The organism is Pseudomonas sp. MYb541 (assembly GCF_037479595.1).
Classification (GTDB): Bacteria; Pseudomonadota; Gammaproteobacteria; order Pseudomonadales; family Pseudomonadaceae; genus Aquipseudomonas; species Aquipseudomonas canadensis.
In genome coordinates this window covers 24383-40104 of the sequence record NZ_JBBGYS010000007.1, presented here as the reverse complement: position 1 = coordinate 40104, position 15722 = coordinate 24383, and the positions used below count along the sequence as shown (strand labels likewise).

9 protein-coding genes are annotated in these 15722 nt (G+C 61.4%); 4 read left to right on the top strand and 5 right to left on the bottom strand.

Features of this window, described 5'->3' with window-relative positions; translation table 11 throughout:
• Nucleotides 1-18 precede the first annotated feature (18 nt).
• Nucleotides 19-702, top strand: coding sequence for a DUF4123 domain-containing protein (locus WH299_RS06265; protein WP_339496564.1), 684 nt, complete (start codon nt 19-21; stop codon nt 700-702).
• On the opposite strand, the gene WH299_RS06260 is transcribed toward WH299_RS06265, so the two are convergent.
• A complete protein-coding gene (locus WH299_RS06260) occupies nt 688-1965 on the bottom strand; it encodes an O-acetylhomoserine aminocarboxypropyltransferase/cysteine synthase family protein (RefSeq protein WP_339549878.1) in 1278 nt (425 codons plus the stop codon). The genes WH299_RS06265 and WH299_RS06260 overlap by 15 nt on opposite strands.
• A gap of 174 nt (nt 1966-2139) precedes the next feature.
• On the opposite strand from WH299_RS06260, the gene WH299_RS06255 reads away from it, so the two are divergent.
• Nucleotides 2140-2976: a 23S rRNA (adenine(2030)-N(6))-methyltransferase RlmJ gene (locus WH299_RS06255; RefSeq protein WP_028615462.1), complete on the top strand. Its 837-nt coding sequence runs from the start codon at nt 2140-2142 to the stop codon at nt 2974-2976.
• 196 nt (nt 2977-3172) lie between these two features.
• Here WH299_RS06255 and msrA read toward each other — a convergent pair whose 3' ends face one another.
• The 4 genes from msrA to aceE all read right to left on the bottom strand — a co-directional run bounded on the left by msrA (nt 3173) and on the right by aceE (nt 11202).
• Nucleotides 3173-3820, bottom strand: a complete 648-nt coding sequence (gene msrA / locus WH299_RS06250; RefSeq protein WP_126569653.1) for a peptide-methionine (S)-S-oxide reductase MsrA — start codon at nt 3818-3820, stop codon at nt 3173-3175.
• A gap of 73 nt (nt 3821-3893) precedes the next feature.
• The gene (locus WH299_RS06245; RefSeq protein ID WP_126569652.1) at nt 3894-6587 is read right to left on the bottom strand and encodes a putative bifunctional diguanylate cyclase/phosphodiesterase; all 2694 of its coding nucleotides are present in this window, start codon (nt 6585-6587) and stop codon (nt 3894-3896) included.
• Nucleotides 6588-6892: 305 nt separating this feature from the next.
• Nucleotides 6893-8545: a dihydrolipoyllysine-residue acetyltransferase gene (gene aceF / locus WH299_RS06240; RefSeq protein WP_339549875.1), complete on the bottom strand. Its 1653-nt coding sequence runs from the start codon at nt 8543-8545 to the stop codon at nt 6893-6895.
• Between the two features lie 11 nt (nt 8546-8556).
• A complete protein-coding gene (gene aceE / locus WH299_RS06235; RefSeq protein WP_078046549.1) occupies nt 8557-11202 on the bottom strand; it encodes a pyruvate dehydrogenase (acetyl-transferring), homodimeric type in 2646 nt (881 codons plus the stop codon).
• 383 nt (nt 11203-11585) lie between these two features.
• On the opposite strand from aceE, the gene glnE reads away from it, so the two are divergent.
• Both glnE and waaF read left to right on the top strand, forming a co-directional pair.
• Nucleotides 11586-14525 carry a bifunctional [glutamate--ammonia ligase]-adenylyl-L-tyrosine phosphorylase/[glutamate--ammonia-ligase] adenylyltransferase gene (gene glnE, locus WH299_RS06230; protein WP_339549873.1) on the top strand — a complete coding sequence of 980 codons (2940 nt, stop codon included), beginning with the start codon at nt 11586-11588 and terminating at the stop codon, nt 14523-14525.
• A gap of 161 nt (nt 14526-14686) precedes the next feature.
• Nucleotides 14687-15721 (top strand): lipopolysaccharide heptosyltransferase II, encoded by a 1035-nt coding sequence (gene waaF / locus WH299_RS06225; protein ID WP_028615468.1) that lies wholly within the window; start codon nt 14687-14689, stop codon nt 15719-15721.
• Nucleotide 15722 lies beyond the last annotated feature (1 nt).

The following is a 15722-nucleotide window of genomic DNA, read 5'->3' as shown; positions in this document are numbered from 1 at the left end:
TTAAAGGGATTTACGAAGATGCATCAACCTTTGCTGCCTGGCGAACAAATGTTTGCAGTGCTGAGCGCTGCCAGCGACGCCAAACCCCTTGACGCTTGGCGGGCGCTCGCCGTCGGGGCCCCGCCGCAACCCGTATGGGCCGGCACGGCCTATGCGACATGGGACGAGGTTATGCCCTATGTAGGCATCGTCGAGCCGGGCAGTCCTTTCCTGGAATGGGCCGCCTGCACTGATGCCACGGATTGGGGGTGGCTGGCCATATCGACCCACCCGCTGGAAACCGTGATTGCACATCTGCAAGGACTGACCAAGGTCTACCTGCCCGATGGTCAGGATGTGTTCTTACGGTTCTGGGATGGTGCTCAATTCCTGCCGATCCTTCAGCAGTCGGGCGATGAGCTATTGCCGGTGTTCCAGCGCTACGTGATCAATGGCCAGTCGCTGACCGTCACTTCTGGCCCAGTCACAGCCGCCAAGGCGAGCCCGTGGTGGCGAGTGCCTGCGCCTTTACTGCAACATCTGGCCGAGCAATCGCCCCAAACCCTGATCGATAACCTCCTGCAGGGGCTCGAAGAGCAGCGGCCCGACCTTTACACCGCATTCGTGCCGACGACCTTGCGGCACAAGGTCGCCTATTTCACGCGCCGCCGGGATGTCAGCCACCAGGGTTTGGCGGACTACCTGGCTTCAGAGTTGAGTTGAACCCAGCGCCTGCCGCAGATCTTCGATCAGGTCTTCAATCGCCTCGATGCCTACTGACAGGCGAATCATTTCCGGCTTCACGCCGGCTTTGGCTTGTTCCTGCTCGTTCATTTGCCGGTGGGTGGTGGACGCCGGATGACACGCCAGGGACTTGGCGTCGCCGATGTTCACCAGGCGCTTGAAGATTTGCAGCGCATCGTAGAAGCGCACACCGGCGGCATAACCGCCTTTGAGGCCGAACGAGAGAATCGCCGAGGGTTTGCCCTGCAGGTATTTCTGCGCCAGTTCGTGGTGTGGATGATCCGGCAAGCCGGCGTAGCTGACCCATTCCACCTCGGCATGACCTTGGAGGAACTGCGCAACTTTCAAGGCATTTTCAGTATGACGTTCCATGCGCAGGGCCAGGGTTTCCAAGCCTTGTAGCAGCAGGAAGGCATTCATCGGTGCCAACGCCGCGCCCGTGTTGCGCAACGGCACGGTACGCGCGCGGGCGATGAAGGCGGCGGGACCGAACTTTTCGGTGTAGACCACACCGTGATAGGCCGGCTCTGGGTTGTTGAGACCGGGAAATTTCTCCGGGTAGTCGGCCCAGGGGAAAGTGCCGCTGTCGACGATTACGCCCCCCAGGGAATTGCCGTGGCCGCCGATGTATTTGGTCACCGAGTGCACCACGATATCGGCGCCGAAGTGGATCGGCTTGCACAGGATCGGCGTGGCCACGGTGTTGTCCACCATCAGCGGCACGCCACGCGCGTGGGCGACCTTGGCCAGGGCTTCCAGGTCGACGATATTGCCCGCCGGGTTGCCGATACTTTCGCAGTAGACCAATTTGGTGTTGCCGTCGATCAGTTCGGCGATAGCTTCGGCCGAGTCGTCACGGGCGAAACGCACATCGACGCCAAAGCTGGGCAGCAAGTGCGCGAACAAGGTGTAGGTGCCGCCGTAGAGCTGCGGGGTGGTGACGATATTGTCGCCCGCTCGCGTAAGGGTCTGGATCGCATAGTGAATCGCTGCGCTGCCGGCCGATACCGCCAGGGCCGCGATACCGCCTTCCAGCGCGGCGATGCGCTGTTCCAGCGCGTCATTGGTGGGGTTCATGATCCGTGTGTAGATATTGCCGGGCACGTCCAGGTTGAACAGATCGGCGCCGTGCTGGGCGTTATCGAACTCGAACGCGACGTTCTGGTAGATCGGCACGGCGACGGCCTTGGTGGTCGGGTCCGACTTGAAGCCGTGGTGCAATGCGATGGTGGCGTCTTTCATGATGGTGGTGGACCTCCCTGGCGTGTGGATCGCCACAATAAATCCGCACCCTCACCAACATTTAGACTTTTTTCAGGTGCACACCTGCCTTTTCGACATAAGCACCGCCCGGCACGCCGCACTGCACCAACGCCCACGTAAAAGGTAAACTTCGCCTCCTGCGCAGGAGCAACCATGAATTATCGTCACGCCTTTCACGCCGGCAACCACGCCGATGTCTTCAAACACCTGACCCTGACCCGCCTCATCGCCCTGATGTCGCGCAAGGAGCAGCCGTTCGCCTACCTCGACACCCACGCCGGGATCGGCCTGTACGATCTGCAGGGCGACCAGGCCAACCGGACCGGTGAATATCTGGAAGGCATCGCGCGCCTGTGGGGCGAAAGCGACCTGCCGCCGTTGACAGCCGATTACATGCGCGTGCTGCATGAGATGAACCCGGATGGCGAGTTGCGTTACTACCCAGGTTCGCCGGAGTTGGCGCGACGCCTCACTCGTCCCCAGGACCGTGTGCTGCTCAATGAAAAACACCCGGAAGACGGTGTGCTGCTCAAGGACAATATGAAGGGTGATCGCCGCGTGAAGGTGCATTTGGGCGAAGGCTGGCATGTACCGCGTGCCCTGCTGCCGGTGCCGGAAAAGCGTGCGCTGATGCTTATCGATCCACCGTTCGAGAAACTCGACGAGATGCAACGCTGCGCCGCTTCCCTCAAGGAAGCCGTGAGCCGCATGCGCCAGACCGTCGCGGCCATCTGGTACCCGGTGAAAGACCAACGCATGTTGCGTCGTTTCTACCAAGACTTGGCCGGCACCGGTGCGCCGAAGTTGCTGCGCGTGGAGTTGCTGGTGCATCCGTTGGACACACCCAACACCCTGACCGGTTCGGGCCTGGCGATCGCCAACCCGCCGTGGGGTTTGGAAGAGGAGTTGCGTGAGCTGCTGCCGTGGCTGTCCAAGAAGCTGGGCCAGACCCAGGGTGGGTGGCAGATGGATTGGCTCATCGCTGAGTAGTCAGCAACGCTGATCAATTTGCGGGGGGGCGGGCTGTTGTGGTGAGCGAGCTTGCTCGCGCTGGGCTGCGTAGCAGCCCCAAAACCAGTCACCACGGTCTATCAGAAAAACCGTAGCGGCCTTGTTGGGGCCGCTTCGCGCCCCAGCGCGAGCAAGCTCGCTCACCACAGGGAATCGGTGTAACCACAAAATGGCTTCAGATCGGGCAGGTCACGCCCGTGCCGCCAATCCCGCAATAGCCCTGCGGATTCTTTGCCAGGTATTGCTGGTGATACGCCTCGGCAAAATACACCGTCGGCGCTTCTTCGATTTCCGTGGTGATCGCACCCAGTCCGGCTTTGGTCAGCTCAGCTTGATAAGCCTCGGCACTCGCCTGCGCTGCCGCCAATTGCTCCGGCGTGGTCGCATAGATCACCGAGCGGTACTGGCTGCCGATGTCGTTGCCCTGGCGCATGCCCTGGGTCGGGTTGTGCAGTTCCCAGAACATCTTCAGCAAATCTTCGTATTTCACCTTGGCCTGGTCATACACCACCAGTACCACTTCGCTGTGGCCGGTCAGGCCGGAGCAGACTTCTTCGTAGGTCGGGTTCGGCGTGTAGCCGCCGGCGTAACCGACCACGGTGCTGACCACGCCATCGCGCTGCCAGAACCGGCGCTCGGCCCCCCAGAAGCAGCCCAGACCGAAGATCGCAAAGCCGACGTCGTCCAGGAATGGACCCAGCAGCGGGTTGCCGTTGACGAAATGCGTCTCCGGCAGGTTCATCGGGGTTTCACGGCCAGGTAGAGCTTGTTCTTGGGTAGGCAGCACGTTTTTGTTCACCAGAATTTCCGAGCGCAAGACCATGATCAGTCCTCTCGTCAGGTTGAGTTAGCAGTAAAGATTCAGACAACCAGTGTGCCCGAGTGTTACGGCGCTGTCAGGCGATTGGCCCGCGCGGGTAGCGTTTGAGCATCGCCAGCAGCTCTGCACCGGGGATTGGCCGGTCAAACAGGTAACCCTGGCCCACATCACAACGGTGGCGACGCAGGAACGCCAGTTGCTCGGCGGTCTCGATGCCTTCGGCGACCACCTTGAGCTTGAGGTTGTGGGCCATGGCGATCACCGCGGAGGTGATTTCCATGTCGTCCTGGTTGTCCGGGATTTCGTGGATAAAGCTGCGATCGATTTTGATGATGTCGATGGGGAATTTTTTCAGGTAACTCAGCGACGAGTAGCCGGTGCCGAAGTCGTCCATGGCCAGGGTCAGGCCAAAGCTTTTCAGTTGATCAAGCTGCAGGCGCGTGTCTTCGGTGGCTTCCAGCAGCAGGCCTTCGGTCAGTTCCAGCTCCAGCAGGTTGGCCGGCAACTGTTCTTCCTTGAGGATCGCGGCAATCGAGGCCACCAGGTCCGGGTCGGAGAACTGCTTGGGCGACAGGTTGATTGCCACTTGCAAGTTGCCCATGCCGCCGGCGCTCAGTTGCTTGCTCATGCGGCAAGCCTGGCGGGCGATCCATTTACCGATTGGGATGATCAGGCCGGTCTCTTCCGCCACGCTGATGAATTGATCCGGGCGGATCATGCCCTTTTCCGGGTGGTTCCAGCGCAGCAACGCTTCCATGCCCAGCAGGCGGCCGCTGCGCAGGCACAGCTTGGGCTGGTAGAACACGTCCAGCTCGTTCTGGGTGAGGGCGCGGCGCAGGTTGTTCTCGACGAACAGCTTGTAGCTGGCCTCGGCGTTCAGCGCTTCGGTAAACACTTGGACCTGATGCTTGCCGTTGGCCTTGGCCTTGTGCAAGGCCAGGCCGGCGTTGCGCATCAGTGTTTGCGGATCGCGACCGTGCAGTGGCGCGCACGCCAGGCCCACGGAGCCGGTGACGCTGATCAACTGGTTGTCAACGAACATCGGTTTGTCGAGGGTTGCCAGCAACTGGCTGGCAACCTGCTGGCCGCTCTCCAGGTCGGTGTCGTCGAGCAGCACCGCGAACTCGTTACTCGCAAAACGTGCCAGGCTGCCGCCGGCACTCAGGCTGTTACGCAAACGCCGTGCGAGGCTAATCAGCAGCTTGTCGCCGGTCTGGTGGCCGAGGCTGTCGTTGATGCGCTTGAAGTTGTCGATGTCCACCAGCAATAGGCTGATCGGGCTGTCGCTGTCGCGGGCAAAGCGTTCGTCGAGGTTGCGGATGAACGCCGGGCGGTTGCCCAGGTTGGTCAGGTTGTCGGTGTAGGCCAGGCGCTCGATGCGCTGCTGGGCCAGCTTGGTCTGGGTGATGTCTTCGTAGATGCCGATGTAGTGGGTCAACTCGCGGTTGTCGCCATACACCTTGGAAATCGACAGCTGGCCCCAGTAGGGTTCGAGATTTTTGCGGCGGCTCTTGAATTCACCCTGCCAGCTGTTGCTCTTGGCCAGGGCTGATGGTGCGTCGAACAGCAATTCACTGAGGTTTTCCAGCGCCGGCAACTGGGCCAGGCGGTGGCCGTGGACCTCTTCGGCGCTGTACTGAGTGATCGCGGTAAAGCTCGGGTTGACGTACTCGACCACGCCGTCGCAATTGACCAGCAGAAAGGCATTGGCGCTTTGCTCCACGGCGCGCTGGAACAGGTGCAGAGCGCTGGTCGCCGTACGGCGGTTGTGGTTGTTGATGACCTGCGCGAACTGATCGGCCAGCTCGCCGGCAAAAGCAATTTCATCGGCCTGCCAGGCGCGGGTGCTGCCGCTTTGCTCCAGGCACAGCACGCCCACCACATGGCCGTCGACGCGAATGCTCGCGTCGAGCATGGCGTGGATGTCTTTATCGCGCAGGCTGTCGGCCATTTCCCGGGTGCGAGGGTCGCGCAGCGCGTTGGTGGCGTCGATCGCCCGGCTGCTGTGCAAGGCTTCCAGGTAGTCCGGGAAGCAGCTTGCATCAATGGATTCGGGCAGGTGGTGTTGCTCGTCGGCGCGGTGGTAGGCGGAGATCGGCACCAGGCGCTGGCCTTCGAGGTTCCAGATGCTGGCGCAGTCAATCTGGTAGATATCACAGGCACTGCGGGTGATCAGTTCGGCGGCTTCTTGCAGCGAATTGTGGGTGGTGTAGCGCTGGCGGGCCAGCAACAGGATCAGTTCCTGCTGGGCGCGCACCCGCTCCAAATGCTGCAATTGTTCAAGTTGGGCGCGCTGGTTGAGCTCCAGGGCGATCTGCAGGCGGCTGTTCTGGTTCTCCAGGTCTGCCGTCGGGGCAGCGGTGGGAATTTCGCTGAACAGGCCGTCGACCACCATCAAGTAACCGCGCAGCAGGTGGCGATTGTGTTGTTTGTAGGCTTCGCCCATCTCCAGCAGGCTCAGCGGCCCGTCGCTGGTGTGCAATGTGTAGCGCACCAGGTAATGCGGGCTCTGGGTCAGTTGCTGCTGGATGGTGTCGTGCAGTTGATAGCGCGCCTGGGGCTCCATCAGGCTGGCGTAGGGCGTGCCGATCAAGGCACACAGCTCGACCGCCGTCAGGCCGAATTGGCGTTCGCAATTGGGGTCGAGGTAAAGGAGGGCCCAGCTTGCCTCATTCAGCCGCTCGAAACGCAGCATACCGAGGCGCGAAGGCACCGGTAACTGCGTCACTACCTCGGCCGCCATACGGGCGACATCGGGCTGGCTTTTCATGGGGGAAACTCACTTGAAATTACGCGCACGGCGCCGGGCTCACGCCCTCTTTTCTGTTGCCTGCGGCAAGGTTGCATCATGCGGCGCGGGCTGACAAGAGAGGATGAAGGCTAAGTGCTATAAGGGGGTTATCGGCCGTGAAAGGGATTTCTGCAATCGGGGTGATGGAAGGTGTACAAGCCTGTTTTTATTGTTCAACAAACCGGCAAAAAAAGCCCCGCCAAGTGGCGGGGTTGAGGTACGAGCGTGGCGCTCGAAAATCGGTGCAACCAGGCCTCCCGGGTGAACGGGAGGCCTGTTCCTGCTTATAGCAGGATGGTACGGATGTCGTTCAGCAGTTGGCTCAGACGCTGGGTGAAGCGAGCAGCAGCAGCGCCGTTGATCACACGGTGATCGTAGGACAGCGACAGTGGCAGCATCAGCTTCGGCTGGAACGCTTTACCGTCCCACACAGGCTGGATGGTTGCCTTGGACACGCCCAGGATCGCCACTTCCGGCGCGTTGACGATTGGCGTGAAGCCAGTGCCGCCAATGTGACCGAGGCTGGAGATGGTGAAGCACGCGCCCTGCATGTCGTCCGGGGTGAGCTTCTTGTCGCGGGCCTTGGCAGCCAGTGCGGCGGCTTCGGCAGCGAGTTGCAGCAGGCTCTTCTGGTCGACGTTCTTGATGACCGGTACCAGCAGGCCGTCCGGGGTGTCGACCGCAAAACCGATATGCACGTACTTCTTGCGGATGATCGCCTTGCCGCTTGGCGCCAGCGAGGCGTTGAAGTCCGGCAGCTCCTTGAGCAGGTGCGCGCAGGCCTTGAGCAGCAGCGGCAGCACGGTCAGTTTCACGCCGGCCTTTTCGGCCACGGCTTTCTGCGCAACGCGGAAAGCTTCCAGGTCGGTGATGTCGGCCTGGTCGAACTGAGTCACGTGCGGGATGTTCAGCCAACTGGCGTGCAGACCGGCCGCGCCGATTTGCATCAGGCGGGTCATCGGCACTTCTTCGATTTCACCGAAGCGGCTGAAGTCCACGGTACGGATCGGCGGAATGCCCGAACCACCGGTAGCGCCGCCGGCAGCCGGAGCTTCCTTGGCTTTCTGCATCATGGCCTTGACGTAGACCTGCACGTCTTCCTTCAGCACGCGACCGTGAGGGCCGGTGGCCGACACAGCGTTCAGCTCAACGCCGAACTCACGGGCCAGTTGACGCACGGCGGGGCCGGCGTGCACCTTGGCGCCGCTTGGCGCTGGAGCGGCAGCAGCAGGGGCCGCAGCGGCCTCGGCTTTTGCAGCAGGTGCAGGCGCAGCGGCAGCCGGTGCCGCTTCAGCCTTGGCGGCTGGAGCGGCGGCCGGGGCTGGCGCGGCAGCAGGTGCAGCGCCTTGTACTTTCAGCTTGAGGATGAAGTCGCCAGTGCCGACTTCGTCTTCCAGCTTGACCGCGATGCTTTCCACCACGCCGGCAGCCGGCGAAGGGATTTCCATGGAGGCCTTGTCGGACTCCAGGGTGATCAGCGACTGGTCGGCTTCGACGGTGTCGCCGACTTTGACCAGCAGCTCGATGATCTTGGCCTTGCCCGACGAACCGATGTCCGGGACATGAATGTCCTGGACGCTGGCGGCGGCAGGTGCGGCAGCCGGGGCCGGAGCGGCCTCGGCAGCAGCAGGCTTTTCAGCAGCAGGGGCAGGTGCAGCAGCGGCAGCAGGAGCAGGAGCAGCCGCAGGAGCCGCATCAGCGGCACCTTCGATTTCCAGTTCCAGCAGTTCGTCGCCTTCTTTCAGGCGGTCGCCCAGCTTCACTTTCAGGCTCTTGACCACGCCGGCCTTGGGAGCAGGGATTTCCATGCTCGCCTTGTCCGATTCCAGGGTCAGGATGCTCTGGTCGGCTTCGACGGTGTCGCCGACCTTCACAAACAGCTCGATTACTTCACCTTCACCGCTGCCGATGTCAGGTACGCGAATGAGTTCGCTCACAAAAAATCTCCTCAGCAGTCCAGTGGGTTGCGTTTTTCCGGGTTGATCCCGAACTTGACGATAGCGTCTGCCACCACCTTAGGTTCGATCTCACCACGGTCAGCCAAGGCTTCCAGGGCTGCCAACACCACGAAGTGACGGTCAACTTCGAAGAAGTGACGCAGCTTCTTGCGGCTGTCACTGCGACCGAAACCGTCGGTGCCCAGGACTTTGAATTCCTTGGACGGGACCCACTGGCGAATTTGTTCAGCAAACAGTTTCATGTAGTCGGTCGATGCGATCACCGGGCCTTTACGGCCAGTCAGGCATTCTTCGACGAAGGTGCGCTGTGGCTTCTGGCCAGGGTGCAGACGGTTGTGACGCTCTACGGCCAGGCCATCGCGACGCAGTTCGTTGAAGCTGGTCACGCTCCACACGTCAGCACCAACATTGAACTCGTCACGCAGGATCTTCGCCGCTTCACGCACTTCGCGCAGGATGGTGCCGGAGCCCATCAGCTGTACGTGGTGCGCCGCTTCCTTGGTGTCTTCTTCGAGCAGGTACATGCCCTTGATGATGCCTTCCTCGACGCCGGCCGGCATGGCTGGCTGCTGGTAGGACTCGTTCATCACGGTGATGTAGTAGAAAACGTCCTGCTGCTCTTCGGTCATCTTCTTCATGCCGTCCTGGATGATCACCGCCAGCTCGTAGCCGTAGGTTGGATCAAAGGTGCGGCAGTTCGGGATGGTGGCAGCCAGGATGTGGCTGTGACCGTCTTCGTGTTGCAGGCCTTCGCCGTTCAGCGTGGTGCGGCCGGCGGTGCCGCCGATCAGGAAGCCACGGGTACGGCTGTCGCCTGCTGCCCACGCCAGGTCGCCAATGCGCTGGAAGCCGAACATCGAGTAGAAGATGTAGAACGGCAGCATCGGCTGGTTGTGGCTGGAGTACGAAGTACCGGCAGCGATGAAGGAGCTCATGGCGCCCGCTTCGTTGATGCCTTCTTCGAGGATCTGGCCCTTCTTGTCTTCCTTGTAGAACATCACCTGGTCTTTATCGACTGGCTCGTAGAGCTGGCCGACGGAGGAGTAGATGCCCAACTGACGGAACATGCCTTCCATACCGAAGGTACGGGCTTCGTCCGGGATGATCGGGACGATGCGCGGGCCGATGTCCTTGTCCTTGACCAGCTGCGCCAGGATGCGCACGAAAGCCATGGTGGTGGAAATTTCACGGTCGCCCGAGCCGTCGAGGATAGCCTTGAGGGTGCTCAGGTCTGGCGTCGGTACGCTGAAGCTGTTGGCGCGACGCTGCGGCACGAAACCACCCAGTGCGGCGCGGCGCTCGGCCAGGTAACGGGCTTCGGCGCTGTTCGGCTCCGGCTTGAAGAACGGCAGGTTCTCCAGCTCTTCGTCCTTGACTGGGATGTCGAAGCGGTCGCGGAACAACTTCAGGCTGTCGACATCGACTTTCTTGGTGTTGTGCGCAGTGTTCTTCGCTTCGCCAGCACCGGTGCCATAACCCTTGATGGTCTTGGCCAGGATGACGGTCGGTTGTTCTTTGTGGTTGACCGCTTCGTGGTACGCCGCGTAGACCTTGTACGGGTCGTGGCCGCCACGGTTGAGTTTCCAGATCTCGTCGTCGGACAGGTCTGCAACCATTGCCTTGAGTTCAGGCGTGTTGAAGAAGTGTTCACGTACGAACGCGCCGTCTTTGGCTTTGTAGTTCTGGTACTCGCCGTCGATGACTTCGTCCATGCGACGTTGCAGGATGCCGTCGACGTCTTTGGCCAGCAGTGGGTCCCAGAAGCGGCCCCAGATGACTTTGGTCACGTTCCACTGAGCACCGCGGAACACGCCCTCGAGTTCCTGGATGATCTTGCCGTTGCCGCGAACCGGGCCGTCGAGGCGCTGCAGGTTGCAGTTGATGACGAAGATCAGGTTGTCCAGCTTCTCGCGGCCGGCCAGGGAGATGGCGCCCAGGGATTCTGGCTCGTCACACTCGCCGTCGCCCAGGAAGCACCAGACTTTCTGCTTGCCTTCAGGGATGAAGCCACGGGCTTCCAGGTACTTCATGAAGCGTGCCTGGTAGATCGCCTGGATTGGGCCCAGACCCATGGAAACGGTCGGGAACTGCCAGAAGTCAGGCATCAGCCAAGGGTGCGGGTACGACGACAGGCCGTTACCGTCCACTTCCTGGCGGAAGTTGTTCATGTGTTCTTCGGTGATGCGGCCTTCCATGAACGCACGGGCGTAAACGCCTGGAGAAGTGTGGCCCTGGAAGTAGATCAGGTCGCCGCCGTGTTCGTCGGTCGGGGCCTGGAAGAAGTAGTTGAAGCCGATGTCATACAGGGTTGCGCTGGAAGCGAAGCTGGAGATGTGACCGCCCAGGTCCGAATCTTTCAAGTTCGTGCGCATTACCATCGCCATGGCGTTCCAACGTACCAGCGAGCGAATGCGGCGTTCCATGAACAGGTCGCCAGGCATGCGTGCTTCGTGGGTAACGGGGATGGTGTTGCGGTATGGCGTAGTGATGGCGTAAGGCAGTTGCGAGCCGCTGCGGGTCGCGAGTTCGCCCATACGGGTCATCAGGTAGTGAGCACGGTCTTCGCCTTCTTTGTCGAGAACCGATTCCAGGGCGTCCAGCCATTCCTGGGTTTCGACGGGATCGAGGTCTTGCATGGCTTGCTCCAGGGCGGAAAGGCTACCAGAATCGGTTGCCTGAAGTTTGCGACTGGCCTTGTGGGCAGACGACATAAATTCTTGGATGGCCGAAGGTTGCTTCGGCGTCCTGTAGTTTTACTACAAATCGTCGGCCATTTCAGCCTTTCGAATGTATATACGAGTAGTAAAACTACACAAGACTGAGCGTATGGCTCGGTCTGGCTGGTGAGCATAATCGTTATTGTTGATCTTTTGCGAACAAGAAAAGGTGAATGTTTGATGTTGGCTGCCAAAATGAAATTAATTTCAGCTATTTCTAACCTTTGTTCGACAGTCCTTCATAGAGCGTGGTTCTTGCGTTCACAGCAACAGGCCATTTACGCGCCGATCAAGGATAGACCATGAGCCTTCCAACACTCGCCGAACTCCCGGCCATTCTCTTGCCAAAAGCCCAGCGGGCCGAGCAGTCATTTCGTGACGCAGTGGCCGCGCTGGACGACGATCATGGACTTTCCGCGTGGACGCCGCAACGGTGGGCCGACTTCGCCCGCGTGTGCGCGGCGAGTGATTTCGTCATTGAACAGAGTGTTCGTGACCCTTTGATGTTGCTCGAACTCGTGGCCTGGGGCGAGTTGGACCGAGGTTTCGCCCCTGGCGAGCTGTGCGGGCAAATGGCTGGCGCCGTGCAACAAGCCGAAACAGAAGATGAGTTGGGCCGCGTGCTGCGTCGTCAGCGTACGCGTCAGCAAGTGCGCATCATCTGGCGTGACCTGACCCGCCAGGCCGACCTGGTGCAAACCTGTCGCGACCTCTCCGATATGGCCGACGCCAGCATCGACCAGGCGTATCAGTGGCTGTACCAGCGCCACTGCGTGCAATTCGGCACGCCCACTGGCCGGCGCAGCGGGGAGCCGCAGCACATGGTCATCCTCGGCATGGGCAAGCTCGGCGCGGTGGAGCTGAACCTGTCGTCGGATATCGACCTGATCTTCGCCTACCCCGAGGGCGGCGAGACCGTTGGCGTCAAACGCTCTCTGGACAACCAGGAGTTCTTTATTCGTCTTGGTCAAAAACTGATCAAGGCCCTCGATCCAATGACCGTCGATGGCTTTGTGTTCCGTGTCGACATGCGCCTGCGCCCCTACGGTTCGGCCGGCGCGCTGGTGCTCAGCTTCAATGCGCTGGAGCAGTACTATCAGGACCAGGGCCGCGACTGGGAACGCTACGCCATGATCAAGGCGCGGGTTGTTGCCGGCGACCAAGTGGCCGGTGCGCAACTGCTCGACATGCTCCGACCGTTCGTCTACCGCCGTTATCTGGATTTTTCCGCCATCGAGGCGCTGCGCACCATGAAGCAGCTGATCCAGCAGGAAGTGCGGCGCAAGGGCATGGCCGACAATATCAAGCTGGGCTCGGGCGGGATCCGCGAAGTGGAATTCATCGCCCAGGCCTTCCAGCTGATCCACGGCGGTCGTGACCTGAGCCTGCAACAGCGCCCGCTGCTCAAGGTACTCGGTACGCTGGAAGGCCAGGGCTACCTGCCGCCGACGGTGATCGCCGAATTGCGCAATGGCTACGAATTCCTGCGTTACACCGAACACGCGATCCAGGCGATTGCCGACCGGCAGACGCAAATGCTTCCGGACAGCCCGGAAGACCAGGCGCGCATAGCCTTTATGTTGGGCTTTGCCGACTGGGCCGCCTTCCACGAACGCTTGATGTACTGGCGCGGTCGGGTGGACTGGCATTTTCGCCAGGTGATCGCCGATCCTGACGAAGAAGAGGGCGAAGAAAGCGAGTTGGTGGTGGGCGGTGAGTGGTTGCCGCTGTGGGAAGAATCCCAAGATGAAGAGGCCGCCTGCCGGCAATTGGCCGAAGGCGGCTTCACCGACGCGACCAAGGCGCTCAAGGCGTTGTCCGGTCTGCGCAACAGCCCGCAACTGCGCGCCATGCAGCGTTTGGGGCGTGAGCGGCTGGATGCATTTATTCCGCGCCTGCTTGCCCAAGCGGTGGAGCACGCCAATCCGGACCTGGTGTTGGAGCGCGTGCTGCCATTGGTCGAAGCCGTCGCGCGGCGTTCCGCCTATCTGGTGCTGCTCACGGAAAACCCCGACGCTCTGCGTCGCCTGTTGACCCTGTGCGCCGCCAGCCCGTGGATCGCCGAGCAGATCACCCGTTTCCCGTTGCTGCTCGACGAATTGCTCAACGAAGGCCGTCTGTTCAAGCCTCCGTTGGCGCCTGAGTTGGCCGCCGAGTTGCGCGAGCGCCTGACGCGCATCCCCGAAGACGACCTCGAGCAACAGATGGAAGCCCTGCGCCACTTCAAGCTGGCCCACCGCCTGCGCGTGGCCGCTTCGGAAATCGCCGGCAGCCTGCCGCTGATGAAAGTCAGCGACTACCTCACCTGGCTTGCCGAGGCCATCCTCGAACAAGTATTGGCCTTGGCCTGGCGCCAGACCGTGGCGCGCCATGGCTCGCCGCAACGCGTGGACGGCACCCTGTGCGATCCTGGGTTCATCATTGTCGGTTATGGGAAAGTCGGCGGGATCGAACTGGGGCATGGTTCGGACCTGGACCTGGTGTTTATCCACGATGGCGATCCGCAGGCGGAAACCGATGGCGCCAAGCCGATCGACGGGGCGCAGTTTTTTACGCGCCTGGGCCAGCGCATCATTCACTTGCTGACCACGCAGACCAACTCCGGCCAGTTGTACGAAGTCGACATGCGCCTGCGGCCTTCCGGCGCGTCCGGTTTGCTGGTGAGTTCGCTGGGGGCGTTTGACCGCTATCAACAAAATGAAGCCTGGACCTGGGAGCATCAGGCGCTGATCCGCGCGCGGGTGCTGGTGGGCAGCCAGGATGTGGGGCAGGCATTCGAGCAGGTACGGGCTAAAGTGTTGGGGCAGGAGCGCGACCTGGCGAAGCTGCGCCAGGAGGTCAGCGAGATGCGTGCCAAGATGCGCGACAACCTGGGCACCAAGACCACGGCGGCCGGCACCGGCGCCAATGCCTTCGAGGCCACGGCGGCGTTCGACCTCAAGCAGGACGCCGGAGGTATCGTCGATATTGAATTTATGGTGCAATACGCGGCTTTGGCGTGGTCTGCGCAACATCCATCGTTGCTGCGCTACACCGACAATATCCGCATTCTGGAAGGCCTGGAGCAGGTGGGCTTGATGCCTGCCGCCGATGCCCACCTGCTGCGCGAGGTGTATAAGGCCTACCGTTCCGCCGCGCACCGCCAGGCCTTGCAAAACGAGGCGGGCACGGTGGCCGGGGATCAGTTCGCCGACGAACGGCGCCAGGTGATGCGAATCTGGAAAGAACTGGGGTTAAGTTGAGTCAACTGTAGGAGCCGGCTTGCCGGCGATGAGGCCCTTGGAATCCATGGAGATCTTTCGGACGTTATCGCTGGCAAGCCAGCTCCTGCAATTGTTCGTCTCCTACAGAAAATTTCGATGCGGGGAGGCATAAGCCTCCCCGCATCGTTTGTGGAAACTACATGAATATTCTGATCGTTGGGCCCAGTTGGGTCGGTGACATGGTGATGGCGCAGACACTGTTCCAGTGCCTGCGTATGCGCTACCCGGACTGCCAGATCGACGTACTTGCCCCTGAGTGGAGCCGGCCGATCCTCGAACGCATGCCCGAAGTGCGCAAGGCCCTGAGCTTTCCGCTCGGCCATGGCGCTCTGGAGCTGGCGACCCGCCGTCGTATCGGTAAATCCCTGGCGGGTGAATACGACCAGGCGATCCTGCTGCCCAATTCGCTCAAGTCGGCGTTGGTGCCCTATTTTGCTGGCATCCCCAAACGCACCGGCTGGCGTGGCGAGTTCCGTTACGTGCTGCTCAATGACGTGCGTACCCTGGACAAAGCGCGCTACCCGTTGATGATCGAGCGTTTCATGGCCCTGGCCTACGAGCCGGGCGCCGAGTTGCCCACGCCGTATCCGCGTCCGAGTTTGCAGATTGACCCGGTGAGCCGTGACGCCGCCCTGGCCAAGTTCGGCCTGGAGCTCGACCGTCCGGTCCTGGCGCTGTGCCCGGGGGCCGAGTTTGGCGAGTCCAAGCGCTGGCCGTCGGAGCACTACGCCAAGGTTGCCGAGGCCAAGATCCGTGAAGGCTGGCAGGTGTGGCTGTTCGGGTCGAAGAAGGACCATCCGGTAGGCGAAGACATTCGCCAGCGCCTGATTCCCGGCCTGCGTGAAGAGGCGGTCAACCTCAGTGGTGACACGTCGCTCGCCGAAGCCATCGACCTGCTGTCCTGCGCCGATTCGGTGGTGTCCAACGACTCCGGCCTGATGCACGTCGCCGCCGCGCTGAACCGCCCGTTGGTGGCGGTGTACGGCTCCACATCACCGGGCTTCACGCCGCCGTTGGCCGACAAGGTCGAAGTGGTGCGCCTGGGCCTGGAGTGCAGCCCGTGTTTTGATCGCACCTGCCGTTTTGGTCACTACAACTGCATGCGCCAGTTGCTGCCGCAGCCGGTGAATGAAGCCTTGCAGCGGTTGCAGGGCTCTGCGGTCGAGGTCCGATAGT

Excerpts from the sequence above, each read along its gene's own strand:
- WH299_RS06255 (WP_028615462.1), top strand. The coding sequence starts at position 2,140 with ATGAATTATCGTCACGCCTTTCACGCCGGCAACCACGCCGATGTCTTC.
- aceE (WP_078046549.1), bottom strand. The coding sequence starts at position 11,202 with ATGCAAGACCTCGATCCCGTCGAAACCCAGGAATGGCTGGACGCCCTG.
- waaF (WP_028615468.1), top strand. The coding sequence starts at position 14,687 with ATGAATATTCTGATCGTTGGGCCCAGTTGGGTCGGTGACATGGTGATG.
- WH299_RS06265 (WP_339496564.1), top strand. The coding sequence starts at position 19 with ATGCATCAACCTTTGCTGCCTGGCGAACAAATGTTTGCAGTGCTGAGC.
- WH299_RS06245 (WP_126569652.1), bottom strand. The coding sequence starts at position 6,587 with ATGAAAAGCCAGCCCGATGTCGCCCGTATGGCGGCCGAGGTAGTGACG.
- WH299_RS06260 (WP_339549878.1), bottom strand. The coding sequence starts at position 1,965 with ATGAAAGACGCCACCATCGCATTGCACCACGGCTTCAAGTCGGACCCG.
- glnE (WP_339549873.1), top strand. The coding sequence starts at position 11,586 with ATGAGCCTTCCAACACTCGCCGAACTCCCGGCCATTCTCTTGCCAAAA.
- msrA (WP_126569653.1), bottom strand. The coding sequence starts at position 3,820 with ATGGTCTTGCGCTCGGAAATTCTGGTGAACAAAAACGTGCTGCCTACC.